Origin of the sequence: Arthrobacter sp. DNA4 (genome assembly GCF_024362385.1) — a bacterium.
Lineage (GTDB): Bacteria > Actinomycetota > Actinomycetes > Actinomycetales > Micrococcaceae > Arthrobacter.
This window is the reverse complement of the sequence record NZ_CP101466.1, coordinates 4,043,839-4,054,972: the sequence shown is the minus strand read 5'-3', so window position 1 is coordinate 4,054,972 and position 11,134 is coordinate 4,043,839. Positions and strand designations below refer to the sequence as shown.

At 65.8% G+C, this 11,134-nt stretch carries 10 protein-coding genes; 5 read left to right on the top strand and 5 right to left on the bottom strand.

The window, feature by feature from the left end; all coding sequences use genetic code 11:
- Positions 1 to 27 precede the first annotated feature (27 nt).
- The gene (locus tag NMQ03_RS18780; RefSeq protein ID WP_255173453.1) at positions 28 to 708 is read right to left on the bottom strand and encodes a septum formation family protein; all 681 of its coding nucleotides are present in this window, start codon (positions 706 to 708) and stop codon (positions 28 to 30) included.
- 271 nt (positions 709 to 979) lie between these two features.
- Here NMQ03_RS18780 and NMQ03_RS18775 point away from each other — a divergent pair, with 271 nt between their 5' ends.
- Positions 980 to 1,213, top strand: a complete 234-nt coding sequence (locus NMQ03_RS18775; RefSeq protein WP_159635036.1) for a DUF3073 domain-containing protein — start codon at positions 980 to 982, stop codon at positions 1,211 to 1,213.
- A 167-nt stretch (positions 1,214 to 1,380) separates the two neighbouring features.
- Here the strand turns inward: NMQ03_RS18775 and NMQ03_RS18770 are convergent, their stop codons facing one another.
- Positions 1,381 to 2,154, bottom strand: coding sequence for an alpha/beta fold hydrolase (locus NMQ03_RS18770; RefSeq protein WP_255173452.1), 774 nt, complete (start codon positions 2,152 to 2,154; stop codon positions 1,381 to 1,383).
- A 123-nt stretch (positions 2,155 to 2,277) separates the two neighbouring features.
- On the opposite strand from NMQ03_RS18770, the gene NMQ03_RS18765 reads away from it, so the two are divergent.
- Entirely contained in the window at positions 2,278 to 3,054 is a 777-nt protein-coding gene (locus NMQ03_RS18765; RefSeq protein ID WP_255173451.1) for a VOC family protein, read from the top strand.
- A gap of 46 nt (positions 3,055 to 3,100) precedes the next feature.
- Here NMQ03_RS18765 and purM read toward each other — a convergent pair whose 3' ends face one another.
- Genes purM through NMQ03_RS18750 form a run of 3 tightly spaced genes read right to left on the bottom strand, consistent with a single transcriptional unit; the run spans position 3,101 to position 6,286 of the window.
- Positions 3,101 to 4,246 carry a phosphoribosylformylglycinamidine cyclo-ligase gene (gene purM, locus NMQ03_RS18760; protein WP_255173450.1) on the bottom strand — a complete coding sequence of 382 codons (1,146 nt, stop codon included), beginning with the start codon at positions 4,244 to 4,246 and terminating at the stop codon, positions 3,101 to 3,103.
- The gene (purF, locus tag NMQ03_RS18755) at positions 4,243 to 5,913 is read right to left on the bottom strand and encodes an amidophosphoribosyltransferase (protein WP_255173449.1); all 1,671 of its coding nucleotides are present in this window, start codon (positions 5,911 to 5,913) and stop codon (positions 4,243 to 4,245) included. The genes purM and purF overlap by 4 nt, the downstream gene beginning before the upstream one ends.
- Before the next feature lie 58 nt (positions 5,914 to 5,971).
- Positions 5,972 to 6,286 (bottom strand): hypothetical protein, encoded by a 315-nt coding sequence (locus NMQ03_RS18750; protein ID WP_255173448.1) that lies wholly within the window; start codon positions 6,284 to 6,286, stop codon positions 5,972 to 5,974.
- Between the two features lie 313 nt (positions 6,287 to 6,599).
- Between NMQ03_RS18750 and NMQ03_RS18745 the strand changes: the two genes are divergently transcribed.
- The 3 genes from NMQ03_RS18745 (at position 6,600) to NMQ03_RS18735 (ending at position 10,790) form a co-directional block, all read left to right on the top strand.
- Positions 6,600 to 7,700, top strand: a complete 1,101-nt coding sequence (locus NMQ03_RS18745; protein ID WP_255173447.1) for an S-(hydroxymethyl)mycothiol dehydrogenase — start codon at positions 6,600 to 6,602, stop codon at positions 7,698 to 7,700.
- Positions 7,700 to 8,320, top strand: coding sequence for an MBL fold metallo-hydrolase (locus tag NMQ03_RS18740; RefSeq protein WP_255173446.1), 621 nt, complete (start codon positions 7,700 to 7,702; stop codon positions 8,318 to 8,320). Before NMQ03_RS18745 ends, NMQ03_RS18740 begins: the two co-directional genes overlap by 1 nt.
- Positions 8,321 to 8,435: 115 nt before the next feature.
- Positions 8,436 to 10,790: an FdhF/YdeP family oxidoreductase gene (locus NMQ03_RS18735; protein ID WP_255173445.1), complete on the top strand. Its 2,355-nt coding sequence runs from the start codon at positions 8,436 to 8,438 to the stop codon at positions 10,788 to 10,790.
- The last annotated feature ends 344 nt before the right edge of the window (positions 10,791 to 11,134 follow it).

Genomic DNA, 11,134 nt, shown 5'->3' with positions numbered 1-11,134 from the left:
GGGAGTGCTGCCCTGGCGGTTTAGCCGTCAGGGCAGCACGCTCGCGTTGATCACGTTGCCGCCGTCGGCAGTGACGTAGCAGTCCACCCTGCGGTCCCCGGACTCCCAGCTGGTGTTGCTGGGATAGCTGCGCTGGTAGTTCAGCTGGAACTGCTTGGCCGCCGGGCCGAGTTTTGCTGCCTGGCACACTTCCAGGGCCTTGGCCTTGAGCGGGTCTGCCCCCGGATACTTGGCGCTGTCCGGGTAGTGGAGGGTGGCCACCAGCTGTGCGGAATGGCCCGTGTCGCATGGCACCACCGTGGACGCCAAGGCCTGGGGATCGAAGTCCTTGAAGCAGTCACCTACCGCGTAGTCTGCCGGCGCAACGCCGTCCCGGGGCAGCGGCTGGGGAGTGGTAAGCGGGGTCACAGCGGTCTGCAGCACGCCCGGCGCTGCACTTTTCGCTGTGTCGGTGCCGGGAGCAGAGTTCAGCCACACGGCGAGCCACACCAGCGAGCCGGCAACGGCGAGGATGACGACGATGAGGAACGCTTTCCAGAACGCCGGCCTCCTGTTGGCCCGCTTTTCGGGCCCGGGATCCTGCCGCGGCTGGGACCAGGTCACAGACTCCGGAGCGGGTGCTGAACCGGCGTCCCCGCCCTGGACTGTTGGCAGGCTCCCGGTCCGGGGTGGCAAGGCTGGTTTCGGCGGGATGTCCTGGTGGTTCACGGGTGCGCATCCTCCTGGGTTTGGTACCGCGGCTCGCCAAAGGCCACACAAAATCGGCAGTTCTTAAGTGACTCTACCGAAGAAAAATCCCGGAATCCCGCGGGCGCAGGTGCGTGATGGTACCCCACGCGGGCGCCCGGGCCATGAGGCGGCAAGCAGGGCCCGCCGAAAGCATGTAATCTAGGTGTACGACAAATTGACCAAACATTCCGGGGCCTCACCGATCGCCAAGGTGACCACCTCCGGTCCAAGTACAAAAGGGGGTCACGCCATGGGGCGCGGCCGTCAAAAGGCAAAAGCTACCAAGCAGGCTCGGGACATTAAGTACTACTCCCCGAACACTGACTACTCGGCACTTCAGCGTGAGCTGACGGGTCCGGGCAGTCGTTCGACGAGCCGTTACTCGAATGAGCCGGTTGAACCGGACTATTCGGCTTATGTGGATAAGTACGCGGATGATTTGGATGACGATGACGACGAGGTAGACAACCGTCGCATCGGCTAGTTGTCGTAAGCAGCCACTGCCCCTTTAGGCAGTTTGCACGCCAGTCTCAATAATCTTCGCCTCGCTGCTTTTTCTGCAGCGCTATCGGTGCTGACCGCAGTCAAAAAGGTCCGTTGGGACCACACCTGTTTCCGGTGTGCCCCCAACGGACCTTTTGCCGTTCCCGGCTAACGTGCGCGGCGCCTGACGGGCATGAGGGTCATGGGAGGCCCATCGGCCGCCAGGAACGGAAGCATAAGGCTGGTGAGTATTGCGGGCTGCTCAAACGGCAGGCCGTGGGACGCCCCGGGAATCACCGCCAGCTGCCCATTGGGCAATGCCTCATACAAGGAGACGGTATGAGGCAGGGTCACAATGTCGTCGTCCCCCACTGCCACCAGTACTTGCTGCTGTATCCGCGAGACCTGGGACGTAGTGAGCGAAGGCTCGGTGCTGATCAGTTGCATCCCTTTCCGGGCCACCGCCTCAAAATGCCCGGGTCCGTCAGGAGAACGCTCGGCGTAGGCCCCGGCGAGCTCCTGTAACACTGGCGAGTCCGGGTCCATGTCCACTCGATGGATGCCGTCCACGTGGTAGTTGGTGCCGATGATGACCATTTTTGCCACCAGGTCCGGCCGCGCCAGTGCCACGAGGAGGGCGATGATGCCGCCGTCGCTCCAGCCGACGAGGTGGGCGGGGCCGGCGGCCACCCTCTCGAGGACGCTGACTGCCTCCCGCGCCATATCGCTGTAATGGAAGTCGGCATCGGTGTCGGCGGTGTATCCATGGCCGCGGCGGTCGAATGCGATGAGACGGTAGTGTTCCGCGAGTCCGGTGCCAATAGTGCCAAGAAGGGCATCACTGTTGCTGAGGCCGCCGTGCAGCAGGAGCAGTGGAGCGCCATTGCCGCCGCGGTCCTCCAACCAGGTCGGGTGTCCATCAATGTCTACGATGCCGGCCATGTGTTCTCCCGTTCCGGATTGACGTTCTGCCGATGATGCCGCTGATCCCTGAGCCCAGTCGTGTGGATGTTATTGTGCCTCTTGCCCCTTTGCCGCTCAAGGGGTCCGTGTAGCCTTGCCTGCATGGCATTAGTTGAGGGATACCGTCACGGCGAGCCCTGCTGGGCAGATCTGCAGACCCCCGATGTTGCGGCCGCCAAGGACTTCTACGGCAGGCTCTTTGGCTGGACTTTCCAGGACTTTCCCACCCCGGACGGCCGCAGCTACGCGCAGGCCTTTGTCCGTGGGCGGTTGGTGGCCACCCTTGCACCGCAAAGCCCCCTGCAGCTGAAGGCCGGCACCTCCGCAAAGTGGAACGTCTACTTCGCCGCCGCAGACGCTGCGGACGTACTGGAGGAGGCGGCCCACGCAGGAGGGGCGGCCGAATTCGGGCCGGAGGCGGTAGGCGATACCGGTGTTCTGGGCTTCCTCGCTCCTCCCGGTGGCGGAACCACAGGAATCTGGCAGGCAGGAAGCCACTACGGCAGCCAACTTTTCAACGAGCCGGGCGCGCTGGCCTGGGCCGAACTCTTCACGCCCGAGCCCCAGGCCGCCGTCGGTTTCTTCCAGCAGCTTTTCGGGCATGAGGTCACCGAATACCCCCAGGACGACGGCGGCAGTTACAGCACGCTGCTCATCGACGGCAACGAGGTGGCCGGGGTCATTCCTGCCGATGAGGGCGGCGAAGCGGGCTGGCAGATCTACTACGGCACGGCAGACGTTGCCGTGGCGGCAGCAGCCGCCCAGGCAGCAGGGGGCCAGGTCCTCGTAGAGCCGGACGAGCGTCCCGCCGACGGATCACTGGCCACCATCAGGGACCCGCAGGGCGGCGTCCTCAACCTGATCCAAACCCCCGCTTAAACGCCGAGTGCTCCCCGCCGGTGGTGGGGAGCACTCAAAAAAGGCTTTAGGCGTAGGCGTTCACCAGGCGGACAGCGCCGCCGTCCACGCCCTTGGCGCCCTGGACGTAGTCAGGTCCGGACTTGAGGATGGAGTCTGAGTCCTCGGTGACCGTGCCCATGATCCAGGACGGCAGGCCCCGTTCGTTCAGGCGTGCGACGGCGGCATCCGCGGCTTCGGGGGACACGATGGCCACCATGCCCACGCCAAGGTTCAGCGTGCGTTCCAGGTCGGCCAGCGGAACGTTGCCCAGTTCGGACACCAGTTTGAAGATGGCGGGCAGTTCCCACGTGGCACGGTCAACCGTGGCCACCAGGCCCTGCGGCAGGACGCGGGCCAGGTTGGCAGCAAGGCCACCGCCGGTGACGTGGCTGAAACCGTGGACGGCCGCGCCGGCGCTGACCGGGAAGGCGCGGGCCAGGTCCAGGCAGTCGGCGGCGTAGACGCGCGTGGGTTCCAGGAGTTCCTCGCCCAGGGTGCGGCCCAGTTCGGAGACCTGGCGGTCCAGGGCCCAGCCGGCGTGGTTGATGACGCGGCGGACCAGGGAGTAGCCGTTGGAGTGGAGGCCGGAGGAGGCCATGCCGATCACGACGTCGCCGGCGCGGACGCGGTCCGGCCCCAGCAGTGCATCGGCTTCCACGACGCCGGTGGCTGCACCGGCGACGTCGTATTCGTGTTCACCCAGCAGGCCGGGGTGTTCGGCGGTCTCGCCGCCCACCAGGGCGGTGCCGGCCACGGAGCAGGCTGCCGCGATGCCACGGACGATGCCGGCGATGCGCTCGGGGACCACTTTGCCGCAGGCGATGTAATCGGTCATGTACAGGGGTTCGGCACCCACCACCACGATGTCGTCCACCACCATGCCCACCAGGTCGAACCCGATGGTGTCGTGGATGTCCATGGCCTGGGCGATGGCTACCTTGGTGCCGACGCCGTCCGTGGAGGTGGCCAGCAGCGGCTTCTTGTAGGTCAGCAGTTTGGAGACATCGTAGAGGCCGGCGAAGCCGCCCACCCCGCCGATCACCGAGGAGTTGTGGGTTGCCTTCACGGCATCCTTCATGAGCTCGACGGCGCGGTCCCCGGCTTCGACGTCCACGCCCGCGGACGCGTAGGTGATGCCGGCGTTGTCTGCGGCGGGGCTGGCGGAGGTCATACGGAGTCCTTCTTGTCGGCGCTGGTGGCGGCGTGTACGTCGGGCACGAGGTCGGCTTCGGTCAGCAGGTTCTCGAATTCGGAGTCGGGGCCGGGATCGCAGCCCGTGGCGCCGGCCTTTTCCGCCGGGTCCTCGGTGGCGTCGACGGCCAGGGCGGCCGTTTCGCCGGGAAGGGCCGCGGGGGAGGGCTTGAGGCCGCCCAGGTCGGTGCGCTCCAGGAGGTTCTTGCCCAGTTTGTCCGCGTCCGGAAGCTTGATGGGGTACTTGCCAGTGAAGCAGGCGGTGCAGAGGCGTTCGCGCGGCTGCCGGGTGGCGCCGATCATGCCGTCCTCGGAGATGTAGGCCAGCGAATCGGCGCCGATGGCCTGGGAGATCTCTTCGATGGTGGCGCCGTTGGCGATCAGCTCGGCGCGGGAGGCGAAGTCGATGCCGTAGAAGCAGGGCCACTGCACGGGCGGGGAGGAGATCTTGACGTGCACGGCGGCGGCGCCGGCCTCCCGGAGCATCCGGACGATGGCCCGCTGGGTGTTGCCGCGGACGATCGAGTCGTCCACCACCACGACGCGCTTGCCGCGGATCACGGACTCAAGGGCGTTCAGCTTGAGCCGGATGCCCAGCTGGCGGAGGGTCTGCGAGGGCTGGATGAAGGTACGGCCCACGTAGGAGTTCTTGACGAAGCCGTGCGCGAACGGAATTCCGGATTCCTCGGCGTAACCCACGGCTGCAGGGGTGCCCGACTCCGGGACGGGGATGACGATGTCCGCTTCGTGGGTGTTTTCGCGGGCCAGCTGGCGGCCCATTTCAACGCGGGACTCGTAGACGGAACGGCCGGCGATCGCGGCGTCCGGACGGGCGAGGTAGACGTACTCGAAAACGCAACCGGCCGGCGTCGGCTCTGCGAACTTCTTGGACCGCACGCCTTCTTCGTCAATGGCGATGAACTCGCCGGGCTCGATCTCGCGGATGAAGCTGGCACCCACGGTGGCCAGTGCGGACTGTTCGGAGGCGACAACCCAGCCGCGTTCCAGGCGGCCCAGGACCAGCGGGCGGATGCCGAAGGTGTCGCGGGCTGCGTAGAGGGTTCCTTCGTCCATGAAGACGAAGCAGAAGCCGCCCTTGATCTTGGGCAGAAGCTCGGTGGCGGTCTCTTCCAGGCTTTTGCCCGGCTCGCCTTCCAGCAGGGCGGTGACCAGCGCGGTGTCCGAGGTGTTGCCCTGCTTCATCTCGCCGGTGAGCTGCCCGCCGTTGCGCTCCGTGATCATGGCGTTGAGTTCGGCGGTGTTCGTCAGGTTGCCGTTGTGCGCCAGGGCAACCGTGCCGGTGGAGGTAGCGCCCAGGGTGGGCTGCGCGTTGGCCCAGTGGCTGGCGCCGGTGGTGGAGTAGCGGCAATGGCCCACGGCCAGATGCCCGGTCAGGGTGTTCAGCGTGGTCTCGTCGAAGACCTGGGATACGAGGCCCATGTCCTTGTAGACGTTGATCCGCTTGCCGTCGCTGGTGGCTATACCAGCCGACTCCTGACCGCGGTGCTGCAGTGCATACAGCCCGTAATAGGTAAGTTTTGCTACTTCTTCACCGGGCGCCCAAACACCAAAGACGCCACAGGCATCCTGGGGTCCTTTTTCGCCGGGAAGAAGATCATGGGAAAGTTTGCCATCGCCGCGTGCCACTGATCGATTATCGCACGTTATGGGGTATGACTTTCCCCCGCTTCAGTTTGTGACCCGGCTAGCCTTGGGGATCGGTGTCAGGTTCCGAGTCCGGGACGGCCTCCACGACGGCCCGTTCCTGCCGCTTCACGCTGCGGCGGTCCAGGACAAGCGCCAGCAGGGCGCCAAGGAGAGCGCCGACGGCCGCGAACATCACCATGAAGAATCCGAAGACGGCGCCGGGGTCGAAGGTGGCGTCGCCAGGCAGCGCGTAAGCCACCACTGCGGCGGCGATAATGCCTGCCAGTGCACCCACAATCAAAAAGGGAACGTACTTGGGTGCGCGGCGGACGGTTACTTCGCGCCGCTCGGCAGGGGTTTCGTGAAAAGCCATGGCATCCAGCCTACTGCCGGACTAAACAGTGGGTGTAACGGGTCCGCCGCCGTCCCGGAGCGGAGACGCGCGACTTACCAAGGGGTGGCAGCTGATAGCCAACCAGGCTGTAACTGATATATCTATTGACACAAAGTGTGGCCACTGTCATATTTTGCTGTGGGCACGATGTGCGCCGTGTTGTGTAATGCGCAATCCGATGCACAGCTTTGCGGCAATGACATGGTCCCCGGAGGTGGCATGTCGGCTAGATTGGCACTTGGTGCCCCGACTCACCGGATCCGGCCGGATCCAGGAAAGGAACACAAGAACCATGGTCCATAAAGTTCAAGCCGTCGTTGTCCGGGAGAAGAACGCCCCGGTGTCGCTGGAGACCATCCTGGTGCCGGATCCGGGCCCGGGGGAGGCCCTGGTGGACATCCTGACCTGCGGTGTCTGCCACACGGACCTGCACTACAAGCAGGGCGGCATCGGCGATGATTTCCCGTACCTGCTGGGCCATGAGGCCACCGGCGTTGTCTCTGCAGTTGGTCCGGACGTGACGTCCGTGGCCCCCGGGGACCGCGTCATCCTGAACTGGCGCGCCGTGTGCGGCGAGTGCCGGGCGTGCGCCAAGGGCCAGCCGCAGTACTGCTTCAACACCCACAACGCCACCCAGAAAATGACCCTTGAGGACGGCACGGTCCTCTCTCCCGCCCTGGGCATCGGTGCCTTCGCTGAAAAGACGCTGGTCGCCGCGGGGCAGTGCACCAAAGTGGACCCCGACGTCGACGCGGCCGCGGTGGGCCTGCTGGGATGCGGCATCATGGCCGGCATCGGTGCCGCGATCAACACCGGCGAGGTCAAGCGCGGCGAGTCCGTGGCAGTGATCGGCTGCGGCGGCGTGGGCATCGCCGCGGTCGCCGGCGCGAAGTTGGCGGGTGCGACGACGATCATCGCCGTTGACATCGACGACAACAAAATTGGGATGGCCAAGTCCCTCGGCGCCACCCATGGCGTGAACTCCAAGCAGGAGGACGCGGTGGAGGCCATCCGTGCCCTGACCGGGGGCCACGGGGCGGATGTGGTGATTGACGCCGTCGGCCGTCCGGAAACGTACAAGCAGGCGTTCTACGCGCGCGATCTTGCTTACCGCGTGGTTCTGGTGGGTGTGCCGACGCCGGAGATGACGCTGGAACTGCCGCTGCTGGACGTGTTTGGCCGCGGCGGATCGCTGAAGTCCTCCTGGTACGGCGACTGCCTGCCCTCCCGGGACTTCCCCATGCTCGTCTCGCACTACAAGCAGGGCAACCTGGACCTGGACGCGTTCGTCTCCGAACGCATCACCATCGACCAGGTGGAGGAAGCCTTCGGCAAAATGCACGAAGGCAAGGTCCTGCGTTCCGTAGTTGAAGTCAGCCCGGTGCAGATCTGATGGCCGTCACCATTGAGAACCTGGTCACCTCGGGCACGTTCTCGCTCGACGGCGGCACCTGGGATGTGGACAACAACGTCTGGATCGTGGGCAACGACGAGGAATGCGTCATCATCGACGCTCCCCACGACGCCGCCGCGATCATCAACCAGGTCCGCAGCCGCAAGGTCAAGGCCATCCTGCTGACCCACGCGCACAACGACCACATCGGTGCCGCCCGGGAGGTTGCAGACGCGTTGGGAGCACCGATCCTCCTGAACCAGGAGGACCTGGTGCTGTGGGAGCAGGTCTACCCTGACGCTAAGCCGGACCGCTACCACTCCGACGGGGACGTGTTCGAGGTGGGCGGGGCAACGTTGAAGGCGATCCACACGCCCGGCCATTCCCCGGGGTCCACCTGCTTCTACCTCGAAAGCGAAGGGACCGTGTTCACCGGGGACACGCTGTTCAACGGCGGTCCGGGTGCCACTGGCCGGTCCTACAGCGACTACCCCACCATCCTGAAGTCCATCCGCGAACGCCTGCTGACGCTCCCGGCTCAGACCGTGGTCCGCACCGGCCACGGCGACAACACCACCATCGCCGCGGAGCAGGAAACGCTGGCGAAGGTTTCCCAGTAGCGGAAATCAGCAACGAGTGCCCTGGAGGCGCGCCGGGATTCCGGCGCGCCTCCACTGCAAATGAACAAGAGAGCCGACCCGGGAGTTCCCCGGTGCCGGCGAGGAAGTTGGGACAATGAAGTTCGGCAAGCAGCCTGCCCCCGTCGCGGACATCAATGAGGACAACCTCGAAGTCCACAAGCCCAAGACCGAGGCCGCCGGCGTCAAGGCCGTCATAGTGGCCCTGGAGCGGGCGGTGGCGCAGGCAGGCGTGACCCGGACGGCACATTCCCTGCTCCGGCTGAACCAGCGCGGCGGGTTCGACTGCCCGGGCTGCGCGTGGCCGGAGTCGGACAAGAAGCGCAAGACTGCCGAGTTCTGCGAAAACGGTGCCAAGGCCGTGGCCGAGGAGAACACCGTGCGGACCGTGGGCGCGGAGTTCTGGGCCAAGCACTCCATTGCCGAACTCTCAGGGAAGACCGAGTACTGGCTGGGGAACCAGGGACGGCTCAGTGAACCGATGGTAATCCGCCAGGGTGACACGCACTATTCACCGATCTCCTGGGCCGATGCGTTCGAGCTGATCGGGGAGCACCTCCGGGCGACCACCCCGGACCGCAGCGTCTTCTACACCTCCGGGCGCACCGCGAACGAGACCGCGTTCCTGTACCAGCTGTTCGCACGGTCACTGGGCACCAACAACCTGCCGGACTGCTCCAACATGTGCCACGAGTCCTCCGGATCGGCGCTGAACCCGACCATCGGCATCGGCAAGGGCACCGTGTCCCTCGACGACATCCACGACTCCGAACTGATCTTTGTCGTCGGTCAAAACCCTGGCACCAACCACCCGCGCATGCTCTCTGCACTGAAGGAGTGCAAGGACAAGGGCGGGAAGGTGGTGGCCGTGAACCCGCTGCCCGAGGCCGGACTGTTCAACTTCCGCGACCCGCAGACCATCTCGGGCGTGGTGGGCGGCGGCACCCCGCTCGCCGACGAATACCTGCAGATCAAGGTGGGCGGCGACCTGGCGCTGTTCCAGGCGCTGGGCCACCTGCTCCTGGCGGCTGAGGAACAAAACCCGGGAACCGTCGTCGACCATTCCTTCATTGCCGCGCAGACGGACGGGTTCGACGCCTACCGCGACGCCCGCCGCACCCTCGACTGGGAGGAGACCGAGAAGGCAACGGGCCTGTCCCGCGCACAGATCGAGAAGGTGGCAGGGATGCTGGTGGCGTCCAAGGCCTCGATCTTCTGCTGGGCGCTGGGCGTGACGCAGCAGCCGCACTCGGTGGACACCATCAAAGAGATGGTCAACGTCCTGCTGCTCCAAGGCAACTTCGGCAAACCCGGTGCCGGCGCCTGCCCCGTCCGCGGGCACTCCAACGTCCAGGGCGACCGGACCATGGGAATCTGGGAAAAGCCCAGCGAAAAACTTCTCTCTGCCATCGACGCCGAGTTCGGGATCACGTCCCCGCGGCACCATGGCTACGACGCCGTGGAATCAATGGAGGCCTTCGAACGCGACGAGGTGGACGTGTTCGTGTCCATGGGCGGCAATTTCTCGCTGGCGTGCTCGGACACGGAAGCGTTGGAGGCGGGGATGCAGCGGATCGGGCTGACCGTGCACATTTCCACCAAGCCCAACCGCTCGCACATCGTGCACGGCCGCACCTCGCTGATCCTGCCCACGCTGGGCCGCACGGACAAGGACGACAAGCATCCCAAGGGCGCCCAGTTCTTGTCCGTGGAAGACTCCATGTCCGTGGTCCACTCCACCCAGGGGCGGCTGACCCCGGTCTCCGAGCACCTGCTCGCCGAGCCCGTGATCGTGGCCCGGATGGCGGAGGCGACGTTCGGCCCGGACCACTCGGTGGACTGGCGGGGCATGGCCGAGGATTACGACGTGATCCGCGACCACATCGCCCGCGTCCTGCCGGGGTTCGAGGACTTCAACGCCCGGGTGCGGACGAAGAACGGGTTCGTGCTGCCCAACCCGCCGCGCGACACGCGCTCCTTCGCCACCGACATCGGCCGGGGCCGGTTCACCGTCAGCCCGCTGGAATACCTCACCCCGCCGCCGGGGCACCTGGTTCTCCAGACCATCCGCAGCCACGACCAGTACAACACCACGTTCTACGGCCTGGACGACCGCTACCGCGGCATCTCCGGCGGCCGCCGCGTGATCCTGATCCACCCGGATGACCTCGCCGAAGCCGGTTTCCAGGACTGGGACCTCGTGGACGTGGTCAGCACCTTCCAGGGCGTCGACCGCCGCGCGGACAAGTTCCGCCTGGTGGCCTACCCCACGGCCAGGGGCTGCGCCGCCGCCTACTTCCCCGAGGCCAACGCCCTGGTCCACAAGGAAAACGTCGCCCGCGTATCCAACACCCCGGGCTTCAAGGCCATGTTCGTCCGCTTCGAACCCCACAAGGGCGGGGTGGGCGTGGCTGAAGAGTCCGCGGGGGCGCTGGCCGGAACACACGCTTAGCCCCACCGCGGTGGGTTGGCTGCGCCAGAGCTCGAAATAACGACGGCGGCAAGTCCGGCAGGTGCCGGGTGTCGCCGTCGTTGTTGCCCCCAACCAGGCTTTTACACCGGGTGGTTTCCATCGGGGACCCGCTTCCTGGTCCAGGTCCTTGCGATAGCCGCTCGCTGAGGCAAGCCCGGCTACCTGCTGCCCGGCATTCGTCTGGCCTGGCGTGAACTGGTCATCCTGGGTGTCCTGCGGTGTCGCCTCAGACCCCGGCGCCACATCCTCCCAGCAGGTGCTCGTCGTCTGGAATGTCTTTGGATACCTCTTCATCAGCCAAGCACCGGCACCAGACACCATGC

Coding starts and splice junctions, on each gene's coding strand:
- NMQ03_RS18775 (WP_159635036.1), top strand. CDS start 980: ATGGGGCGCGGCCGTCAAAAGGCAAAAGCTACCAAGCAGGCTCGGGAC.
- NMQ03_RS18770 (WP_255173452.1), bottom strand. CDS start 2,154: ATGGCCGGCATCGTAGACATTGATGGACACCCGACCTGGTTGGAGGAC.
- NMQ03_RS18765 (WP_255173451.1), top strand. CDS start 2,278: ATGGCATTAGTTGAGGGATACCGTCACGGCGAGCCCTGCTGGGCAGAT.
- purM (WP_255173450.1), bottom strand. CDS start 4,246: ATGACCTCCGCCAGCCCCGCCGCAGACAACGCCGGCATCACCTACGCG.
- NMQ03_RS18750 (WP_255173448.1), bottom strand. CDS start 6,286: ATGGCTTTTCACGAAACCCCTGCCGAGCGGCGCGAAGTAACCGTCCGC.
- NMQ03_RS18745 (WP_255173447.1), top strand. CDS start 6,600: ATGGTCCATAAAGTTCAAGCCGTCGTTGTCCGGGAGAAGAACGCCCCG.
- NMQ03_RS18740 (WP_255173446.1), top strand. CDS start 7,700: ATGGCCGTCACCATTGAGAACCTGGTCACCTCGGGCACGTTCTCGCTC.
- NMQ03_RS18735 (WP_255173445.1), top strand. CDS start 8,436: ATGAAGTTCGGCAAGCAGCCTGCCCCCGTCGCGGACATCAATGAGGAC.